This window comes from Enterobacter cloacae complex sp. ECC445, assembly GCF_021892025.1.
Lineage (GTDB): Bacteria > Pseudomonadota > Gammaproteobacteria > Enterobacterales > Enterobacteriaceae > Enterobacter > Enterobacter chengduensis.
In genome coordinates this window covers 65,719-86,749 of the sequence record NZ_JAKLRZ010000002.1, presented here as the reverse complement: position 1 = coordinate 86,749, position 21,031 = coordinate 65,719, and the positions used below count along the sequence as shown (strand labels likewise).

Sequence of the window (21,031 nt, the reverse complement as noted above, 5' to 3'; positions counted from 1 at the left end):
TTAAGGTCCTTTTTAGTTTTCTTTAATCCAAAGCACCTGCCATGGATATAGGGTCAGCGTTTTATCTGTAATATCTTTCCCAGTAATCAATTCTTTTCCGGACTGAATAACGGACTCCACCGTTTGAATGCCATCACTGAAATTAAACAGCGCCGTTATTTTTTCACCACCACTCGCCACGCGGAGTATTTTTAGAACATGTTCACCTGACGCGCTAAAATAAGCCTCACTGTCAGGATGGAATGCTTTTTCCGCCCGACGCAGCGCGATTAGCTGGCTTAATGAGGAATAAACCTGAGAACGCAGGCTATTTTTATCCTCAAGCGCACTATCAATTTGTCCTGCAGCGTATTTCTCACGATTTATCGCGCGGTTGTATCCCAGGCGCTCAACGCCGGCATAATCATTACGGGAGCCGAGAATACTCTGGATATAAATCGCAGGCACGCCGGGGAAGCTTAACAGGACGGCATGGGCCAGAATAAACCGGGCAATCCGGTCGCTATCAAGACCGTCGCGCGGACTTAATGCATCCAGATAGGTCACATTAATTTCATAAGGGCTGCGCGTACCATCCGGGTTATTTTTCCAGTTGACCAATGCCCCTTCAGCCTGAAGTTTCTCGACCAGCGAAAGGATTTCCGACTCGGGTAAAATGCCGCGTAACGGATTCAGACCAATTCCGTCATGCGAGGCCAGGAAGTTAAACCAGGTGGTTTTCGTGGAAGGTAACGCAAGCGACGCTGCCCACTGGCTGAGCGTGCGGACGTCCTGAGCATGCACCGCATGCAGCACCAGCGGGGGCAACGAGAACTGATAAACCATCTGCGCTTCATTTTGGCCGTCACCGAAGTAAGAGACGTTATCTTTATGCGGCACGTTCGTCTCGGTGATGATTACCGTTCCCGGCGCGACAGCCTCGGTAATGGCACGGAAAAGCTGGATGAGCCGGTGGGTTTGCTCAAGGTGGATGCAGTTTGTTCCGGGTATTTTCCACATGAAGCCCACCGCATCCAGACGGATGTACCGCGCCCCTTCAATCAGGTAATGCAGCAGCACGTCGACCATTGCGATCAGCACCTGCGGAGAGGCGAAGTTGAGGTCAACCTGGTCCTCGCTGAAGGTGGTCCACAGGTGCCGCACGCTGCCATCTTGCAGGGTAAAAGGCGTAAGCAGCGGTAAGGCACGCGGACGCGTAACGGCGGATAAGTCGGTTTCTGGATCGACAGAAATAAAGAAATCGTCATACCCTGGCGTTTGCTTCAGATAATTAGCAAACCAGGGACTTTTGGCCGACATATGATTGCAGACGAAATCAAACATCAAACTGGCTGATCGTTTTAATTCAGCAACATCTCGCCACGTTCCCGTTTCAGGCGCAACTTCATGATAATCAATGACAGAAAACCCGTCGTCTGAAGACCATGGATAAAAAGGCAAAAGATGGACATGAGAAAAAGAATGAGAAAGCCATTTGTTATAAAAACGTGTAAAAACCGGGAGTGCTTTCTCCCCTTTCGCTGAAAACTGATCGGCGTAGGTAATCAAAACAACGTCTTTCTCATCCCAACCCGCCTTACGTTTTTCAGTAATAACGGACGCGGCCTTTCCAATATTTTCCAGCAGCGCATTAAGATGGGCTTCGGAAAACGTTTTTCCATAAACAAGATTAATGAGTGCCTTAATTTTTTCGTTCATTTCATTTTCCATGGTAGCGGTCCCACGGAGTGGCAATCTACTCCCATGAAAAATATCTGTCAACGGAACGGTTGGGAGAAAATGGTATTTGCAAAGCAGCTCAATACAATAGTGTGAGCTGCCGCAAAGAAAGCACGGGGAGAAGAGAAAACGCGGTTAACCGTCGTGAGTCCCTCTCCCGAAGGGAAAGGACTCACGCCAGCGGGAATTATTGGGATAAGTAGCGGCGAGAAAGCCGTTTTGCCACCTTTTGTAACAGCGGTTCGAGCGCTACCGCCAGCACCATTCTGACCGGCTTGCGGGCAACGGATTTTATCGCCCAGCCCGCCACGCCTGCCGGGCCGAAACGTAACGCGGTCAGCAGGACCAGTTTACCTGCGATTTTCAGGCCGGGCTTTACCTTCTGACCGGCCTGTTGCCAGTGTTGTTTCATCTCATTTCTCTCTTAAAGCTGACGAAAACGGCTTCTCAGCGTAAAGGTATCCGACGTGACATAGCGCTCCATTTCCCGCAGCCGCTTCTCACCGGCGGCGAGTTGTTCATCAACGGCATTGAGAAGATCGCTGCTGGTGGGAGCACCTTCCGCAGCCAGTTCGCCTTCCGGCATCGGGTCCAGAACAAACGACAGGACGATATATGCCACCAGGGTAATAAAGGCCAGACCAAAGAAGATCGATAGCACCGCGACCACGCGCACCAGCTTAACCGGGACATCAAGATAATGCGCCAGTCCGGCACAAACGCCGCGCACCATGCCCTGCTGTGGAATACGCCACAGCTTTTTGTTCAGGTTCAGTCCAGACATTAGCGGTCCCTCCAGTTTGGATGCTCAGCATCGAGAATGGCTTCCAGCGCCTGAATACGTTCGCGCATTTTGTTCGCCTCATCGGAGAGCTGTACCAGACGCTGTTGTTCACTCTGGGAAAGTTCGCCCCGTGAGGAACGGTTGCTGTAGTGCAGCCATAGCCAAATCGGCAAAACGAACAGCACGAAAATTGTCAGGGGAATAGCCAGAAATAGCGCGCTCATGTGTACTCCTTGTCTTACGATGCGGCACGCTCAGGTGCCGCAGGCATTATTATTGGTTGTCTTGCTTCATTTTGGCTTTCAGTGCCGCCAGCTGCTCGCTGATTTCGTCATCGGCCTTCAGGTCGGCAAACTGCTGATCCAGCGACTTCTGCTTGCCGATGCCGTGGCTCTCGGCTTCCGCCTCCATCTGATCGATACGACGTTCAAACGATTCAAAACGCGCCATCGCTTCATCAAGCTTACCGCTGTCCAGCTGGCGGCGCACGTCGCGGGATGAGCTTGCCGCCTGGTGACGCAGGGTCAGCGCCTGCTGACGCGCGCGGGTTTCGCTCAGCTTGTTCTCCAGCTCGCCAATCTCTTTCTTCATGCGGGTGAGCGTATCGTCCACCAGCGTCACTTCATGCTCCAGCGTCGCGACCATATCCGCCAGCTTCTGTTTTTCGATCAGCGCCGCGCGGGCCAGATCCTCTTTATCTTTGCGCAGCGCAAGCTCCGCTTTTTCCTGCCATTCGTTCAGCTGAGCGGTGGCCTGTTCAATACGACGCGTAAGCTGTTTTTTCTCCGCCAGCGCGCGGGCGGAGGTAGAACGCACTTCAACCAGCGTGTCTTCCATCTCCTGAATCATCAGCCGTACCAGCTTCTGCGGATCTTCCGCTTTCTCAAGCAGCGAGTTGATGTTGGCGTTCACGATGTCGGCAAAACGAGAAAAAATACCCATAATCAAATCCTCATAGTTCTGTTATCGGGCGATGCCCTGCTGTACAGATAATACAAACATCATGCCAACTTTTTATCTTATTGATTTCACTGAGCCTGATTGATTTTCAGGCAATGAAGAACTATTCTTGCCTGGTGAATATCGCTAAGGAGTGGTTAATTTCATCATGCCCGGATATAAAGACAATTTACTTGGCGAAGCGAACAGCTTTCTGGAAGTGCTGGAGCAGGTTTCTCGCCTGGCGCCACTCAATAAGCCGGTGCTGATCATTGGTGAACGCGGGACGGGGAAAGAGCTGATAGCCAACCGTCTGCATTACCTATCCGGACGCTGGGATGGTCCCTTCATTTCCCTTAACTGCGCGGCGCTGAATGAAAACCTTCTCGACACCGAACTCTTCGGCCATGAGGCGGGCGCGTTTACCGGTGCCCAGAAACGCCATCCCGGACGCTTTGAGCGCGCCGACGGCGGTACGCTGTTCCTTGATGAACTGGCCACCGCGCCCATGCTGGTGCAGGAAAAACTGCTGCGCGTGATTGAATACGGCGAGCTGGAGCGCGTCGGCGGCAGCCAGCCGCTGCAGGTCAACGTGCGCCTGGTCTGTGCGACCAACGCCAACCTGCCGGAAATGGTAGCAGAGGAGAAATTCCGCGCCGATCTGCTCGATCGTCTGGCCTTTGACGTCGTTCAGCTTCCTCCGCTGCGCGAGCGAAAAAGCGACATCATGCTGCTGGCAGACCAGTTCGCGATTCAGATGTGCCGCGAGCTTGGGCTGCCTCTGTTCCCCGGCTTTAGCGATTATGCGCGGGAGACGCTGCTGGCTTACCACTGGCCGGGCAATATCCGTGAACTGAAAAACGTCGTGGAACGTTCCGTCTATCGCCACGGCAGCAGCGAGACGGAGCTGGACAACATCATTATCGACCCTTTTCAGCGCAGCGCATCACCGCTGTCTGCGCCACCGTCTTCAGGCGATGCCCCCACTCTCCCCCTTGATTTGCGCCAGTTCCAGCACGATCAGGAGAAACAGCTGCTGGAGCAAAGCCTGAAGGTCGCGAAATATAACCAGAAACGGGCGGCTGAACTGCTGGGTCTGACCTACCATCAGTTAAGGGCATTGCTCAAAAAGCATCAAATGCGCTGACAATATCAGCACTTACCCGCAGACATTTTTACGAAGCAGGCGTAAGTGCGATACACTTTGCAGATCGAACCTAAAAACCTTAAAAATTATGCGTCTGGTTTTATCGTCCTTTTTTGCACTCGGTCTGTTTAGCAGCCTGGCCTTCGCCGCGCCCGGGCAAACGCCGCAGCCTGATATTCGTGACAGCGGCTTCGTCTATTGCGTAAGCGGCCAGGTGGATACCTTCAACCCGCAAAAAGCGGGCAGCGGCCTCATCGTGGATACTCTGGCCGCGCAGCTTTACGATCGCCTGCTTGACGTTGACCCGTACACCTACCGCCTGGTGCCCGAACTGGCGGAAAGCTGGGAAGTGCTGGATAACGGCGCAACCTACCGTTTTCACCTGCGCGATGACGTCGCGTTTCAGCGCACGCCGTGGTTTACCCCCACGCGCAGGCTAAACGCGGACGACGTGGTCTTTACCTTCCAGCGCATCTTCAACCGCAATCATCCGTGGCATAACGTTAACGGCAGCAACTTCCCCTATTTCGACAGCCTGCAGTTTGCCGATACCGTGAAAAGCGTGCGCAAGCTGGACAACCGGACGGTTGAATTTACGCTGACGCGACCGGATGCCTCCTTCCTCTGGCATCTGGCGACCCACTATGCGTCGGTCATGTCTGCGGAATACGCGGCGAACCTGACGAAAAAAGATCGTCAGGAGCTGCTCGATCGTCAGCCTGTCGGCACCGGGCCGTTCCTGCTGGCCGAGTACCGCGCCGGGCAATATATTCGTCTGCAGCGTCATGAGCATTTCTGGCGCGGTACGCCGCTGATGCCGCAGGTGGTGGTCGATCTCGGTTCAGGCGGAACGGGGCGCCTGTCAAAACTGCTCACCGGGGAATGTGACGTGCTCGCCTGGCCTGCCGCCAGCCAGCTCACCATTTTGCGCGACGATCCCCGCCTGCGTCTGACCTTACGCCCCGGCATGAATATCGCCTATCTGGCCTTTAACACCGATAAGCCGCCGTTAAATAACCCTGCCGTTCGTCATGCGCTGGCGCTGGCGATCAACAACCAGCGCCTGATGCAGTCGATTTATTACGGCACGGCGGAAACCGCGGCCTCAATTCTACCGCGCGCCTCGTGGGCCTATGACGGTGAAGCTAAAATTACGGAATACAATCCGGCAAAAGCGCGTGAACAGCTGAAGGCGCTGGGGGCGGAAAACCTGACGCTGCAGCTCTGGGTGCCAACCAGCTCCCAGGCGTGGAACCCGAGCCCGCTCAAGACCGCCGAACTGCTGCAGGCGGACATGGCGCAGGTGGGCGTTAAGGTGATCATCGTACCGGTTGAGGGCCGTTTCCAGGAGGCGCGCCTGATGGACATGAATCATGATTTGACCCTGACAGGCTGGGCGACAGACAGTAACGATCCGGACAGCTTCTTCCGGCCGCTGCTGAGCTGTGCGGCGATAAACTCGCAGACCAACTACGCCCACTGGTGTAATCGGGAGTTTGACGCCGTGCTGCAAAAAGCGCTGGCTTCCCAACAGCTGGCCTCACGTATTGACGCCTATGATGAAGCGCAGAAGATCCTCGCCGAGGAGTTGCCCGTGCTGCCGCTGGCCTCTTCCCTTCGTCTTCAGGCGTATCGTTATGATATTAAAGGCCTGGTGCTGAGCCCGTTCGGCAACGCCTCGTTCGCCGGCGTGTCGCGTGAAAAAGAACAAGAGGTGAAAAAACCATGATTATTTTTACCTTACGTCGGCTCCTTTTACTGCTGGTGACGCTCTTTTTCCTGAACTTTGTCGGCTTCAGCCTGAGCTACTTCACGCCCCACGCGCCGCTCCAGGGGTCGTCGCTATGGGATGCCTGGCTCTTCTGGTTCAACGGGCTGCTGCACTGGGATTTCGGCGTGTCCAGCATTAACGGGCAGCTGATTTCCGACCAGCTGAAAGAGGTTTTTCCGGCCACGATGGAGCTGTGCATTCTGGCGTTCGGCTTTGCCCTGATGGTCGGGATCCCCGTGGGCATGCTGGCCGGGATCTACCGCAACAAATGGCAGGATAAGTTTATCAGCGCCCTCGCCCTGCTTGGCTTCTCCATCCCGGTATTCTGGCTGGCGCTACTGCTGACGCTGTTCTTCTCGCTGACGTTGGGCTGGCTGCCGGTGTCCGGCCGTTTTGACCTGCTCTATACGGTTAAATCGGTGACGGGCTTCGCCATCATCGACGCGTGGCTGTCCGATTCGGTGTGGCGGCATGAGATGATCGTCAGCGCCCTGCGCCATATGGTGCTGCCGGTGCTGACGCTGGCGGTTGCGCCGACGACCGAAGTGATCCGCCTGATGCGCCTGAGCACCATCGAGGTGTTTGACCAGAACTATGTCAAAGCCGCCGCCACGCGCGGACTGTCGCGCCTGACCATACTGCGCCGCAACGTCCTGCACAACGCCCTGCCGCCGGTTATTCCGCGTCTGGGATTACAGTTTTCCACCATGCTGACGCTGGCCATGATCACCGAAATGGTCTTTAGCTGGCCTGGCCTGGGACGCTGGCTGATTAACGCCATCCGCCAGCAGGACTACGCCGCGATTTCCGCAGGCGTGATGGTGATTGGTTCGCTGGTCATTATTGTTAACGTGTTGTCCGATATTCTGGGTGCCATGGCTAACCCATTGAAGCATAAGGAATGGTATGCCTTACGATAGCGTATACAGTGAAAAGCGCACGCCCGGCGTGCTGCGTACCGTGTGGCGTAAATTCTATGGTGATACCACGGCAATGGTCGGCCTTTACGGCTGCGCCGGCCTGGTGTTGCTGTGCGTCTTTGGCTCGTGGTTTGCGCCGTATGGCATTGACCAGCAGTTCCTTGGCTATCAGCTGCTGCCGCCGTCCTGGTCCCGCTACGGGGAAGTCTCTTTCTTCCTGGGAACGGACGACCTCGGGCGTGACGTGTTGAGCCGGCTGCTGAGCGGTGCGGCCCCGACGGTGGGCGGCGCGTTTGTGGTGACGCTCGCGGCAACGATCTGTGGGCTGGGGCTCGGTATTTTTGCAGGCTCTACGCATGGCCTGCGTTCGGCGGTGCTTAACCACATTCTGGATACGCTGCTGTCGATCCCCTCGCTGCTGCTGGCAATCATTGTGGTTGCCTTTGCCGGTCCGCATCTGTCGCATGCCATGTTTGCCGTCTGGCTGGCTATCCTGCCCCGCATCGTGCGTTCGGTTTACAGCATGGTGCATGACGAGCTGGAAAAAGAGTATGTCGTTGCCGCCCGTCTGGACGGCGCGACGACGTTCAACATTCTGTGGTTTGCCGTGCTGCCGAACATCGCCGCCGGGCTGGTCACTGAGATCACCCGCGCCCTGTCGATGGCGATTCTGGACATCGCGGCGCTCGGCTTCCTCGACCTCGGCGCGCAGCTGCCCTCGCCTGAATGGGGCGCGATGCTCGGCGACGCGCTGGAGCTGATCTACGTCGCGCCGTGGACGGTCATGCTGCCGGGTGCGGCCATTATGGTGAGCGTGCTGCTGATCAACCTGCTGGGCGACGGTATTCGCCGTGCAATTAACGCGGGGGTGCAATAATGCCGCTTCTTGATATTCGCAACCTCACGATTGAATTCAAAACCGGCGAAGGCTGGGTTAAGGCCGTCGATCGCATCAGCATTACCCTCGCGGAGGGTGAAATTCGCGGGCTGGTGGGGGAATCCGGCTCGGGGAAAAGCCTGATCGCCAAAGCCATCTGCGGCGTGGCGAAAGATAACTGGCGCGTCACCGCCGACCGCATGCGCTTCGACGATATCGACCTGCTGCGCCTCTCTCCCCGCGAGCGGCGCAAGCTGGTTGGGCATAACGTCTCGATGATTTTCCAGGAGCCGCAGTCCTGTCTCGACCCGTCCGAGCGCGTGGGCAAACAGCTGATGCAGAACATTCCCGGCTGGACCTATAAAGGCCGCTGGTGGCAGCGTTTCGGCTGGCGAAAACGACGCGCCATCGAGCTGTTGCACCGCGTCGGGATTAAAGATCACAAAGATGCGATGCGCAGCTTCCCTTACGAGCTGACCGACGGTGAATGCCAGAAAGTGATGATTGCCATCGCGCTAGCCAATCAGCCGCGTTTGCTGATTGCAGATGAACCGACGAACGCGATGGAGCCCACCACGCAGGCGCAAATTTTCCGCCTGCTGTCGCGTCTCAACCAGAACAACAACACCACCATTTTGCTGATCAGCCATGACCTGCAGATGCTCAGCAAATGGGCGGATAAAATCGACGTGATGTACTGCGGGCAAACGGTCGAAACCGCGCCGAGTGAAGATCTGGTCACCGCGCCGCATCATCCGTATACCCAGGCGCTTATCCGCGCCATTCCGGATTTTGGCAGCGCGATGCCGCATAAAAGCCGACTGAATACCCTGCCAGGGGCGATTCCGCTGCTGGAGTCTTTGCCGATAGGCTGTCGTCTGGGGCCGCGTTGCCCCTATGCGCAGCGTAAATGTATTGAAACGCCACGCCTGACGGGGGCCAAAAATCATCTTTACGCCTGTCATTTCCCGCTGAACATGGAGAGAGAGTGAAATGGTCGAAACCTTGCTTGAAGTCCGTAACCTGAGTAAGACCTTTCGCTACCGCACGGGGCTGTTTCATCGTCAGACCGTCGACGCGGTGAAACCGCTGAGCTTTACGCTGCGCGAAAAACAGACCCTGGCGATCATCGGCGAGAACGGTTCAGGGAAATCCACCCTGGCGAAAATGCTCGCCGGCATGGTTGAACCGACCGCAGGGGAAGTGTTGATTGACGATCATCCTCTGACGTTTGGCGATTACTCGTTCCGCAGCCAGCGCATCCGCATGATCTTCCAGGATCCGTCTACTTCCCTTAACCCACGCCAGCGCATCTCGCAGATCCTCGATTTTCCGCTGCGTCTGAACACCGATCTGGAGCCAGAGGCGCGCCGTAAGCGCGTAGTTGAAACCCTGCGCATGGTTGGACTGCTGCCGGACCACGAAAGCTACTATCCGCATATGCTGGCCCCTGGCCAGAAACAGCGTCTGGGCCTGGCGCGTGCATTGATCTTGCGGCCAAAAGTGATCGTTGCGGATGAAGCGCTTGCCGCGCTGGATATGTCGATGCGCTCGCAGCTGATTAACCTGATGCTGGAACTGCAGGAAAAACAGGGGATCTCGTACATCTACGTGACCCAACATCTGGGCATGATGAAACACATCAGCGATCAGGTGATGGTCATGCACCAGGGCGAAGTGGTCGAGCGCGGCAGCACCGCGGACGTGATGGCCTCCCCGCTTCATGAACTGACAAAACGATTGATTGCAGGCCATTTCGGCGAAGCTTTGACCGCCGATGCATGGCGAAAAGATCGGTAAACAAACGTTGCATCGTTCAAAAGGATTAAATAGCCCTTGCGCGCTGTTTAATCCTTTGCTTTTTCATCTCCATCTCCGCTCCATATTTTAAGCAATATCAATCAACAGTTCTTCTCCAGAATATCCGGACATTACGGAGGAGAAGAAATGAATACCACCACGTACGTTCTCAAATATACAGAATACCTCATCAGAAAATGTCGTTCATTTTTAATAAGTGACCTGCACTTTCATACCGTGAGGCTTAAGAAAACATCCGGCAAAAACCCTGACGTCAAATCACCTACGACGTTGAGCGAGAAAATATGTCATCGTCTGGTCTACGATCATAATACTCTCTACACGATGCTTGCCGATAAACTCGCCGTTAGGGCATACGTTTCCGCCAGAACAACACGGGTGAAAACGGTGCCATTAATTGGCGTTTATGCCAGGGCGTCGCAGATTGATTTTTCAGTCCTCCCGGATAAATTCGTCCTTAAGTGCAACCATGACAGTGGCAGCACAATAATATGTACCGATAAGGCGCAATTTAATACCAGGGAAGCGTGTAAAAAACTGAGTCTCGCATTAAAGAAAAATTTGTACTACACCACGCGTGAATGGCAATACAAAAACATTACGCCGAGTATACTTTGCGAGCCGTTTGTCGATCTCTTTGATGATGCAGACAGAAACACAACCCCCGAAATGCTGAGGATCCATTGCTTTCATGGCGTCGCGCACTATGTTGAGGCGGATTTTACGGATGATAACGGCAACGGTTTTATCAACGTTTACGACAGACACTGGAACTTGCAGCCCTTCCAGATGGAATATCCGAATATGTCAGTCGATCCAGGCGAACCGCTCTTATTCCGACAGGCGTTGTTGGCCGCCCAGGAGCTGGCGGAAGGCATTGATTACTGCCGCGTTGACCTGATGCTAAAAAACGATGATATCTATTTCAGTGAAATAACCTTAAGCCCGAAACGCGGTAAGCTGACGATTACGCCGCAGGAATGGGATGCCAGGTTAGGAAAAATGTGGCATTTATCGCCGGCAGGCGCATTTGACCTGCCGCTGAACGTCACGAGTCGGGCCAGGTGAGTTTAAATATCGAGTGGTTTTGCGTCGTTAAGGTATAGGTAACATCGCCACCATGAGCAAGCATGATGGCTTTTACCACCGACAGGCCCAGGCCACAGCCTTCCGGATTCACATGTCTGGCACCATTGTCGCGCTGAAAGGGCTGAAACAAGCGATCGTGAAATTCTCTGGGAATGCCCGGCCCCCCGTCCTGAATAAGGATATAATTGCCTCTGTCAGACACGCCATTTTTCACAATGAGTTTGCGTGAGGTCGAATAGTGTAACGCATTGTCAAATAACACCGTTAAGCACTGATTGATGCGTAACGGATCGAACACGCATTGCTGATCCCTGAGTTCTGCATTGAGGGTAAATGCCTTACGGTTAAACTCGGGCATGAATGTATCGAGCGCATCCTGTATTGTCCCTTTTAGATCGCTTCTGAGCGGGTATAACGCGTATCCCGCTCCACCATCCGAACTGATTACCCGCAGATCTTCAATCAGACGGGTTAACCCTTCCGTCTGTTTAAGAAGATTGTTAAACAGAACCGGGTCAGGAGTAAAAACACCGTCAACCAACCCCTGAAGCCGTCCGCGTAAGATCGTTACCGGGGTTCTTAATTCATGCGCAATAGCGGCATTCCAGGATTTCCTGTGCATATCCAGCGTCTGTAATTTTTCCGCCATTTCATTGAAATCCGTTACAAGGTGATTGATCTCACCCAGCCGGGAACTGGCGCAGAATGCCCGGGCGTCCAGATCGCCCTGAGAAATCCTTTTCAGGCTGGACGCGACCGCGTTTAGCGGAGTGAGTATCCGCGATGAAAGTTTGACCGTGAAAAAGAGTGCAATAATCATGCTGATCGTCGTCGCGGTGCCAATCCATACCCAGTCCCACATCGTCATCTGCTCGTCATCGCTCGCTACAGTGCCGCCCGGAAGGTGATCCAGAATGAAGGAGTAAAATAACCAGGAACCCAGCACGGCGATGGCGATTATCGTAAACGTCAGCAACAGCATGTACGTTAAGATCTGACGACTCAGGACAGACTCTTTGTTCATTTCTTTTCCCCAAGCCGGTAACCCATGCCTCTGATGCTTTCGGGTACACCGTAAAGCCCGGCAAGCTCCAGTTTTTTACGCAACTTACTCATGTGGCTGTCGACCGTTCTGTCGAGCGTATCACCTTCCGGCAGACACGCGTTGAGTAACTCTTCCCGGGAACAAACCTTTCGCGGATATCTCACCAGATAAGTCAGTAATTTAAATTCGGTCGTCGTTAATACCGGGGAGATCACCTCCGTGCCCACGGTGACTTCCACGTAGAAGTCATCCGGATAGACCGTGATGAATGGCGTTCTGAGCGGCAGGGAACCCGCCTGCTGAAGCGCGGGTTTGGTTCTGCGCAGCACCGCCTCAACCCGTGCGACAACTTCAGACGGATTAAAGGGTTTGATCACGTAATCATCCGCGCCCAGCCTCAGCCCCATGAGCTTATCGACATCCTGATCGAGAGCGGAAACCATAATGACGGGAACAGAACTTTCCTGACGAAGCGTGGTAAGTACGCTCCAGCCGTCACATACGGGCAGGTGAATGTCCAGCAATATGAGATCCGGTTTATGGAGGCGATTGAGGGCGATGGCCTGCTCGCCCTGCCTGGCTCTGAGCGTTTTCATTTCCGAACGCTCCAGGTAACTCATCAGGATTTCGGCGATTTCGTCTTCATCTTCAACAACAAGGATCAGCGTATTTTTGTGCATTTTATCTCCGTGGGTAGAATCCCTTGAGCACGCTATCAGATATCTTTAGCACAATAAGACACAGCCTCTGGGAAAAAGTGCCGTGGACACGAAAATTTCCCCGTTGAATTTATTATCCGGTTATTTCTCCACACAGCCTACACATTCAGTCAATAAAGACTCGACAATGTCCGTTCAAAATTGCTAGTCAGGCATAACCCCATTTTACCGAGAGTGACTAATAAACACCGTCCCTTAAGACTTTCTGAATTTGGCTGAGATAACGATCATGGAACTTTCTAAATACTTCTCTCCTAAAAAAATCGGCATATATTCTCTGTTTCTTCTGCTGTCGTGGGGATTACTTTATATCTGGCTGGTGCTGATACACGCAATGGATGAGAAAGTCGCGTCGACGCTCCCCTCATCCCCCATCGTCTATGGCTGTATCGGATTGTCGGTTGTCTCTCTGATAATCCAAAATAAACCCGGCGCCCTGACTGAGTTACTCGTCATTGCCTTCTGGCTGATGGTGATTTTTGTCTATCTTATTATTACGTTCACCGTGCTGTTAAACGCGGTACCCGATATCGAGGATCTGGTCTTTTACTACGAGTGTTATTTAATCATTTTTTTTGGCGGAGCACCGCTTTACCTGATGATGAGGATGTTTTGAACCGTTGCTCCACACGTCCTCCATATACCGCCCATTTCCGCTAAACAGGCGCGCGGTAGACTCTCCACCTCACTATTTTGTACAAATCACTCGCAAGAGTCTGACATATGCCTCATTTTTTTATTGAACGTCCCGTTTTCGCCTGGGTAGTGGCGCTTTTTATCGTTCTGGCGGGAGTTTTGTCTATTCCTCGTTTGCCGGTTGCGCAGTATCCGGCGGTAGCGCCGCCTGGCATCATTATTTCCGTCAGTTATCCAGGGGCCAGCCCGGATATTATGAATACGTCCGTGGTGTCGTTAATAGAACGCGAAATATCTGGGGTCGATAATTTGCTCTACTTTGAATCATCCAGTGACACCACCGGTTCGGCATCGATTACGGTCACGTTTAAGCCTGGCACGGACATCAAGCTGGCGCAGATGGATCTGCAGAATCAGATAAAGATCGTCGAGCCTCGCCTGCCTCAGGCGGTAAGACAAAACGGCATTAACGTCGAGGCCGCTAATTCTGGCTTTTTAATGATGGTGGGGCTGAAGTCCACGACAGGTCAATTTGAGGAAGCCGATTTAAGCGACTATTTTGCCAGAAACGTCAGTGACGAGCTTCGCCGCGTGCCCGGCGTAGGGAAAGTTCAGCTGTTTGGCGGCGAAAAAGCGCTGCGCATCTGGTTGGATCCCATGAAGCTCCACGGCTATGGCCTTTCGGTGAGCGACGTTCTTTCCGCTGTTAGCCAGCAAAATGCCCTTGTTTCGCCCGGCAAAACGGGAGATGAGCCAGCATCTGCAGGACAAGGAGTCACCTATCCCATCACCGTCATGGGACAGCTCTCCTCGGTAGAGGCGTTCAGCAATATCACCCTGAAATCTGACGCATCCGGCGCCCGCCTGAAATTGTCCGACATTGCCCGGATAGAATCTGGTCTGCAAAGCTACGCTTTTGGTATCCGCGAGAATGGCGTCCCCGCAACGGCGGCGGCAATCCAGCTGTCGCCTGGCGCCAATGCCATGAGCACGGCGTCAGGCGTACGCGCGCGCATCGACGAGCTGTCCCAGGTGTTGCCCGAAGGAATGGCGTTCACGGTTCCGTTCGATACCGCTCCCTTTGTGAAACTTTCTATCATGAAAGTTATCCAGACATATGTTGAAGCGATGGTTCTGGTCTTCCTGGTGATGCTGCTGTTTCTGCATAAGATGCGCTGTACGCTCATCCCGGCGATTGTTGCCCCCGTCGCACTGCTTGGCACCTTCACGGTGATGCTATTGAGCGGATACTCCATCAATATTCTGACGATGTTCGGCATGGTGCTCGCGATAGGGATTATCGTTGATGATGCCATTGTGGTCGTCGAAAACGTTGAGCGACTGATGGAGGAAAAAGGCCTGTCCCCCCGCGACGCGACGCGGCAAGCCATGCAGGAAATCACTCCGGCGATTATAGGGATCACGCTGGTGCTGACCGCCGTCTTTATCCCCATGGGGTTTGCGGAAGGATCCGTTGGGATTATCTACCGACAGTTTTGTATTTCAATGGCGGTCTCCATCCTGCTGTCCGCGTTTCTTGCCCTGACGCTGACGCCTGCCCTGTGCGCAACGTTACTCAAGCCGCACAACGCAGGAAAGCGCGGAGGCGGAAGTTTCGCGGTCGGGTTTAACGCGCGCTTCCGCTCGCTCACCGCCCGTTACGAAGCCGGGCTGGGTGCCGTTCTGCAGCGCACCGGGCGCATCCTGCTTCTGTACGTTGCGCTTTGCGCGGCGCTGTTTTTAGGATTGTCTTCGTTACCCTCATCTTTTCTGCCGGATGAAGACCAGGGCTACTTTATGTCCTCAATCCAGCTGCCTTCTGACGCCACGATGCAGCGCACCCTCAATGTGGTTAAGAAATTTGAAGCAGAAGCTGCGGCTCGCCCGGACATTAAAAGCAACATTATGATTCTGGGGTTTAGCTTTACAGGTTCAGGACCGAATTCGGCTATGGCGTTCACTACGCTGAAGGACTGGAAAAATCGTCAGGGCTCGACCGCCCAGAATGAAGCCGACCATATACAGACCAGCATGGCGAACGTCTCTGATGCGGTCACGATGAGCCTGCTCCCGCCGGCCATTTCGGATATGGGCACCTCCTCGGGCTTCACATGGTACGTACAGGACAGAGCGGGACTGGGCTACGAAGCGCTAAAGCGCGCTGCCGACGCGCTGGTTATGCAGGCTAATCAGCGCCCCGAACTGAGTGACGTCTACATAGACGGGTTGCCGGAAGGAACCAGCCTTGCGCTCCAGGTGGACAGAGAAAAGGCGGAAGCATTGGGCGTCTCATTTGATGAAATCAACCAGACGCTTTCCGTTACCCTGGGCTCAAATTACGTCAATGACTATACGAATAACGGCCGCGTTCAACAGGTGGTTATTCAGGCCGATGCCCCCTACCGAATGCAGCCTGCGCAGGTACTGAATTTATCAGTGAAAAATCGGATGGGTCAGATGGTACCGGTATCGACGTTTGCCACGCTTTCGTGGAACGTTGCGCCGCAGCAGTTAACGCGTTATCAGGGATATTCCGCTCTTCGCATTACCGGAAATGCGGCGTCGGGAAGCTCCAGCGGCACCGCAATGAAGGTTATGGAGGCGTTGTCCAGGAGCCTGCCTCAGGGCATTGCTGGCGAATGGGCCGGGAGTTCGCTGCAGGAGAGAAAATCTGAATCTCAGCTTCCGGGCCTTATCGTCCTGTCGATACTGGTCGTGTTCATGGTGCTCGCCGCCCTGTATGAGAGCTGGTCGATTCCTTTTGCGGTCATGCTGGTCGTTCCGCTGGGTCTTATCGGTGCGGTGGTGGCCGTATGGGTTGCCGGCATGGCCAATGACGTTTTCTTCAAGGTCGGTCTGATTACGCTTATCGGCCTGTCGGCCAAGAACGCCATTTTGATTGTTGAGTTTGCCCGGCAGCTTCATCACCAGGGTCAACCCCTGCTGGAGGCGACCATTCATGCCGCCAGCCAGCGCCTGCGCCCTATTCTGATGACATCGCTAGCCTTTACCCTGGGGGTTGTTCCGTTGATGCTGGCCAGCGGCGCGAGCGACAGTACGCAGCATGCCATCGGTACTGGCGTATTTGGCGGCATGATTAGCGGCACCCTTCTGGCGATCTTCTTCGTGCCGGTTTTCTTTATCGTCATTGCGCGCTTAACCGACAAGATTAGGAAAGCCTGAATATTCCTGCGGGATCGCGCTTCCTCTCTGGTTGGATGAGGCGAAGCTGATACCGGGTGATATACTGGACGAATGCTGAAATTTTGAGCCCCCGCGGGTCCGCGGCGCATTCTTCAGGGCAGGCGTCTTCAGAGAAGAGCGAGAAATATCGTGACACAAGGGGCTGTGAGTGGGCTATAATTTCGAGCTAATTTCGAATGATTTTGAAATACTGCCTGTAACGCTATGAATTACAAGGCAAAATAAGCAATGAATATAAGGATTAAAGCTATGGGTTTTCTTTCCGGTAAGCGCATTCTGGTGACTGGCGTTGCCAGCAAACTGTCCATCGCATACGGCATCGCGCAGGCAATGCATCGCGAAGGCGCTGAGCTGGCGTTCACCTACCAGAACGACAAGCTGAAAGGCCGTGTTGAAGAGTTTGCCGCGCAGCTGGGCTCCAGCATTGTTCTGGAATGCGACGTTGCACAAGACGAAAGCATCGACGGCATGTTTGCTGAACTGGCAAAAGCATGGCCAAAATTCGACGGTTTCGTTCACTCCATTGGCTTCGCTCCTGGCGACCAGCTGGACGGCGACTACGTGAACGCGGTTACCCGTGATGGCTTCAAAATCGCTCACGACATCAGCTCCTACAGCTTCGTTGCGATGGCGAAATCCTGCCGCGCGATGCTGAACCCGGGCGCTGCCCTGCTGACCCTGTCCTACCTGGGCGCAGAACGTGCTATCCCTAACTACAACGTGATGGGTCTGGCTAAAGCCTCTCTGGAAGCAAACGTACGCTACATGGCGAATGCAATGGGTCCTGAAGGCGTGCGCGTTAACGCCATCTCTGCAGGTCCTATCCGCACCCTGGCGGCTTCCGGTATTAAAGATTTCCGTAAAATGCTGGCACACTGCGAAGCGGTTACCCCGATTCGTCGTACCGTTACCATTGAAGATGTGGGTAACTCTGCAGCTTTCCTGTGCTCTGACCTTTCCGCAGGTATCTCCGGCGAAGTGGTTCACGTTGACGGCGGCTTCAACATCGCTGCAATGAACGAGCTGGAAATTAAATAAGCTGTGACTCTCTTCCCGCCCGGGAAGAGAGTATTTCCCCCCGCGTCACCCCTTCGTTATTCCGTTCTGCTATTTGTTATCACCTAACAATATTTTTCCCTTTATCTGCCTTACGCCAGGATATTGATCGCCATTTTGAGATCAAGGAACGCACATGGAACAACGCCGTTTTTCCGGCAAAGGCCACTGGTATCACGAGACCCAGTCAAACCACGCGCAGACGGATGTTCTGCCTCTGGTGCCCGAAGCCGCTAACGTCGACGATCGTTTTTTGCTCGATTTAGCCTTGCCTGACGAGATTGTCGCTGCCTGTTCTGGCTGGCTTACCCCTGCCAGAGCCTTATGCCACAAGCTGTTTCCGCTCTCGATTCCCGTGAACCGCCTGCACACGCTCAGCGCCTACGATCGGCTCAGTACCGCGCTAACGGTTGCACAGGCCTGCGGCGTTCAGCGGCTCTGTAACCATTACGCCGCCCTCCTCGCACCGCTTCCCGGCCCGGACTCCTCGCGTGAAAGCAACCGGCGTCTGGCGCAAATCACCCAGTATGCCCGCCAGCTCGCCAGCTCGCCTGACGTCATTGATGATAAAGCGCAGAACCAGCTTGATGAGGTTGGCCTGTCCACGTACGACATCGTGGTGATTAACCAGATTATCGGCTTTATCGGTTTTCAGGCGCGCGTCGTTGCGATTTTTCAGGCGCTGCTGGGACACCCTGTTCGCTGGTTGCCGGGCCATCATATTCCGCCGCACACCCTGCCCGCGCGTTACGCCGCGTGGGTACCGCTTTTGCCTGTCGTCGAGTTGCGCTATGCAAGTGCGCATCAGCTTGAGTCGCTGTCCCGCTGGCAGGCAGAACCCGCGCTGGAGGCGCTGACGCCGGTCCTTTGCCATGAGCCGTCCCTGCTCGACCTGACCGGAGAAATCCTGATAAACAGCCGCACGGAGATCCCGCTCACGTCCCCTGCACTTTCGGCGGCGGTCGAACTGCTGACGCGCTCCCCGGACCGTTTCAGCGCCGCCCAGTTCACCCCTCTAACCGATCAAGGGCTCTCTGCCGAACACGCGATTGCCCTGCTCATCCAAAGTGCGTATGACGGCTGGCTTCATCGTCTGAAAGTCGCGTTTGGTAAAGAGGAATAACCATACTCATTACCCAAACATCGCTTGCTGAGACAGTGAGAATCGCGTAAAACTGTCAGCCGCTCAATGGCTACGAAAATAGAACATTATGTTTCAGGACAACCCGCTGCTAGCGCAGCTTAAACAGCAACTGCATTCCCAGACGCCGCGTGCAGAAGGGGTCGTAAAAGCCACGGAAAAGGGCTTTGGCTTCCTTGAAGTTGACGCGCAGAAAAGCTACTTCATTCCGCCACCGCAGATGAAGAAAGTGATGCATGGCGATCGCGTCATGGCCGTCATTCATACCGAGAAGGACCGAGAGTCTGCCGAGCCGGAAGAACTGATCGAACCGTTCCTGACCCGTTTTGTGGGTAAGGTGCAGCGAAAAGACGATCGTCTTTCTATCGTGCCGGATCATCCCCTGCTGAAAGATGCCATTCCCTGCCGCGCCGCCCGTGGCGTTGAGCATGATTTTAAAGAAGGTGACTGGGCCGTAGCAGAAATGCGCCGTCATCCTCTGAAAGGCGATCGCGGTTTTTATGCTGAGCTGACCCAGTTCATCACCTTTGGCGCTGACCATTTCGTGCCATGGTGGGTCACGCTGGCACGCCACAATCTTGAAAAAGAAGCGCCGAACGGCGTGGCAACCGAGATGCAGGACGAAGGTCTGACGCGTCGCGATCTCACCGGGCTGGAGTTTGTCACTATCGACAGCGCCAGCACCGAAGATATGGACGATGCGCTCTACGCTGAAGAGAGCGACGACGGCAAGCTGCACCTGACCGTCGCGATTGCCGATCCCACCGCCTGGATTGCCGAAGGCAGCAAGCTGGATGACGCGGCGAAAATCCGCGCCTTCACCAACTACCTGCCGGGCTTCAACATTCCGATGCTGCCGCGCGAACTGTCAGACGATCTCTGCTCGCTGCGTCCAAATGAAGTGCGCCCGGTCCTTGCCTGCCGCATGACCATTGCTGCGGATGGCGCGATTGAAGACGATATTGAGTTCTTTGCCGCCACCATCGAGTCGAAAGCCAAACTGGCCTACGATAACGTCTCCGACTGGCTGGAAAACACCGGCAGCTGGAAGCCTGAATCCGACGCCATTGCCGCGCAGATCCGCCTGCTGCATCGCATCTGCCTGAACCGCGGCGAGTGGCGTAAAACCCATGCGCTGGTGTTCAAAGATCGCCCGGATTATCGCTTTGTTCTGGGCGAGAAAGGCGAAGTGCTGGACATCGTGGCCGAACCGCGACGCATTGCTAACCGCATCGTTGAAGAGGCGATGATTTCAGCCAATATCTGTGCCGCGCGCGTGCTGCGCGACAAGCTGGGCTTTGGTATTTACAACGTCCATACCGGGTTCGATCCGGCGAATACCGAAGCGCTGGCGGCCCTGCTGAAAAATCACGATGTGCACGTTGATCCGGAAGAAGTGCTGACGCTGCCGGGCTTCTGCAAGCTTCGCCGCGAACTGGACGCACAGCCGTCAGGTTTCCTGGACAGCCGCATTCGTCGCTTCCAGTCCTTCGCTGAAATCAGCACCGAGCCTGGCCCGCACTTTGGTCTCGGCCTCGACGCTTACGCCACCTGGACATCGCCGATCCGTAAGTATGGCGATATGGTTAACCACCGTCTGCTGAAAGCGATTATCAAAGGTGAAGCCGTTGCCCGTCCTCAGGAGGACACCACGCTGCAGATGGCCGATCGTCGCCGCCTGAACCGCATGGCGGAGCGTGACGTTGGAGACTGGCTGTACGCGCGCTTCCTGCAGGATAAAGCCGGAACCGATACCCGCTTTGCGGCGGAAATCATCGATGTCAGCCGCGGCGGGATGCGCGTCCGCCTGGTCGATAACGGTGCTGTTGCGTTTATTCCTGCACCGTTCCTGCATGCGGTGCGTGACGAAATGGTCTGTAGTCAGGAAAACGGTACCGTGCAGATTAAAGGTGAAACAGTTTACAAAGTCACCGACGTGATTGACGTGACTATCGCCGAAGTTCGCATGGAAACCCGCAGTATTATCGCGCGTCCTGTCGCCTGATAACCGGTTCAATTGTCGGCCGTTTCCCTTCCGGAAGGGCCGACAATTTTTTCTTTTTATCCCCGCCACAAAATCATTATTTTTCCTGACTATTTTCAATCTCCCTTCGCCCAAAACCGCCATACTTATCTACAGTAAAAGAGTGTTGTTATATTCGG

General features: G+C 54.6%; 19 protein-coding genes. 12 read left to right on the top strand and 7 right to left on the bottom strand.

Annotated features, from left to right (window positions below):
* Window positions 1-12: 12 nt before the first annotated feature.
* From L6R44_RS01805 to pspA, 5 genes are all read right to left on the bottom strand, one after another.
* The gene (locus tag L6R44_RS01805; RefSeq protein ID WP_272930013.1) at window positions 13-1,710 is read right to left on the bottom strand and encodes a sugar phosphorylase; all 1,698 of its coding nucleotides are present in this window, start codon (window positions 1,708-1,710) and stop codon (window positions 13-15) included.
* Between the two features lie 196 nt (window positions 1,711-1,906).
* Window positions 1,907-2,131 (bottom strand): phage shock protein PspD, encoded by a 225-nt coding sequence (gene pspD / locus L6R44_RS01800; protein ID WP_023312043.1) that lies wholly within the window; start codon window positions 2,129-2,131, stop codon window positions 1,907-1,909.
* 12 nt (window positions 2,132-2,143) lie between these two features.
* The gene (gene pspC / locus L6R44_RS01795; RefSeq protein ID WP_023312044.1) at window positions 2,144-2,503 is read right to left on the bottom strand and encodes an envelope stress response membrane protein PspC; all 360 of its coding nucleotides are present in this window, start codon (window positions 2,501-2,503) and stop codon (window positions 2,144-2,146) included.
* Window positions 2,503-2,727: an envelope stress response membrane protein PspB gene (gene pspB, locus L6R44_RS01790; RefSeq protein ID WP_023312045.1), complete on the bottom strand. Its 225-nt coding sequence runs from the start codon at window positions 2,725-2,727 to the stop codon at window positions 2,503-2,505. The genes pspC and pspB overlap by 1 nt, the downstream gene beginning before the upstream one ends.
* Before the next feature lie 49 nt (window positions 2,728-2,776).
* Window positions 2,777-3,445 carry a phage shock protein PspA gene (pspA, locus tag L6R44_RS01785; RefSeq protein ID WP_023617933.1) on the bottom strand — a complete coding sequence of 223 codons (669 nt, stop codon included), beginning with the start codon at window positions 3,443-3,445 and terminating at the stop codon, window positions 2,777-2,779.
* A gap of 166 nt (window positions 3,446-3,611) precedes the next feature.
* Between pspA and pspF the strand changes: the two genes are divergently transcribed.
* From pspF to L6R44_RS01750, 7 genes are all read left to right on the top strand, one after another.
* Entirely contained in the window at window positions 3,612-4,589 is a 978-nt protein-coding gene (gene pspF / locus L6R44_RS01780; protein WP_237423028.1) for a phage shock protein operon transcriptional activator, read from the top strand.
* Between the two features lie 88 nt (window positions 4,590-4,677).
* Window positions 4,678-6,318, top strand: coding sequence for an ABC transporter substrate-binding protein SapA (gene sapA, locus L6R44_RS01775; protein ID WP_237423027.1), 1,641 nt, complete (start codon window positions 4,678-4,680; stop codon window positions 6,316-6,318).
* On the top strand, window positions 6,315-7,280 hold the full coding sequence (gene sapB, locus L6R44_RS01770; protein ID WP_237423026.1) for a putrescine export ABC transporter permease SapB: 966 nt from the start codon (window positions 6,315-6,317) through the stop codon (window positions 7,278-7,280). The genes sapA and sapB overlap by 4 nt, the downstream gene beginning before the upstream one ends.
* Window positions 7,267-8,157 (top strand): putrescine export ABC transporter permease SapC, encoded by an 891-nt coding sequence (sapC, locus tag L6R44_RS01765; protein ID WP_032640939.1) that lies wholly within the window; start codon window positions 7,267-7,269, stop codon window positions 8,155-8,157. Before sapB ends, sapC begins: the two co-directional genes overlap by 14 nt.
* The gene (gene sapD / locus L6R44_RS01760; protein WP_032640940.1) at window positions 8,157-9,149 is read left to right on the top strand and encodes a peptide ABC transporter ATP-binding protein SapD; all 993 of its coding nucleotides are present in this window, start codon (window positions 8,157-8,159) and stop codon (window positions 9,147-9,149) included. The genes sapC and sapD overlap by 1 nt, the downstream gene beginning before the upstream one ends.
* Before the next feature lies 1 nt (window position 9,150).
* On the top strand, window positions 9,151-9,957 hold the full coding sequence (gene sapF / locus L6R44_RS01755) for a putrescine export ABC transporter ATP-binding protein SapF (RefSeq protein ID WP_032640942.1): 807 nt from the start codon (window positions 9,151-9,153) through the stop codon (window positions 9,955-9,957).
* 147 nt (window positions 9,958-10,104) lie between these two features.
* Window positions 10,105-11,046, top strand: a complete 942-nt coding sequence (locus L6R44_RS01750; RefSeq protein ID WP_237423025.1) for an ATP-grasp fold amidoligase family protein — start codon at window positions 10,105-10,107, stop codon at window positions 11,044-11,046.
* Here the strand turns inward: L6R44_RS01750 and L6R44_RS01745 are convergent.
* The gene (locus L6R44_RS01745) at window positions 11,027-12,091 is read right to left on the bottom strand and encodes an ATP-binding protein (protein ID WP_237423024.1); all 1,065 of its coding nucleotides are present in this window, start codon (window positions 12,089-12,091) and stop codon (window positions 11,027-11,029) included. The two genes, L6R44_RS01750 and L6R44_RS01745, sit on opposite strands and share 20 nt — an antisense overlap.
* Window positions 12,088-12,792 carry a response regulator gene (locus tag L6R44_RS01740; protein WP_237423023.1) on the bottom strand — a complete coding sequence of 235 codons (705 nt, stop codon included), beginning with the start codon at window positions 12,790-12,792 and terminating at the stop codon, window positions 12,088-12,090. Before L6R44_RS01740 ends, L6R44_RS01745 begins: the two co-directional genes overlap by 4 nt.
* Window positions 12,793-13,060: 268 nt before the next feature.
* Here L6R44_RS01740 and crrC point away from each other — a divergent pair, with 268 nt between their 5' ends.
* From crrC to L6R44_RS01715, 5 genes are all read left to right on the top strand, one after another.
* A complete protein-coding gene (crrC, locus tag L6R44_RS01735) occupies window positions 13,061-13,447 on the top strand; it encodes a colistin resistant protein CrrC (RefSeq protein ID WP_237423022.1) in 387 nt (128 codons plus the stop codon).
* Between the two features lie 107 nt (window positions 13,448-13,554).
* Window positions 13,555-16,650, top strand: a complete 3,096-nt coding sequence (locus L6R44_RS01730) for a multidrug efflux RND transporter permease subunit (protein ID WP_237423021.1) — start codon at window positions 13,555-13,557, stop codon at window positions 16,648-16,650.
* Between the two features lie 270 nt (window positions 16,651-16,920).
* A complete protein-coding gene (fabI, locus tag L6R44_RS01725) occupies window positions 16,921-17,709 on the top strand; it encodes an enoyl-ACP reductase FabI (protein ID WP_003856831.1) in 789 nt (262 codons plus the stop codon).
* Between the two features lie 154 nt (window positions 17,710-17,863).
* Window positions 17,864-18,850 (top strand): CMD domain-containing protein, encoded by a 987-nt coding sequence (locus tag L6R44_RS01720; RefSeq protein ID WP_237423020.1) that lies wholly within the window; start codon window positions 17,864-17,866, stop codon window positions 18,848-18,850.
* A gap of 88 nt (window positions 18,851-18,938) precedes the next feature.
* The gene (locus L6R44_RS01715) at window positions 18,939-20,873 is read left to right on the top strand and encodes an exoribonuclease II (protein WP_237423019.1); all 1,935 of its coding nucleotides are present in this window, start codon (window positions 18,939-18,941) and stop codon (window positions 20,871-20,873) included.
* The last annotated feature ends 158 nt before the right edge of the window (window positions 20,874-21,031 follow it).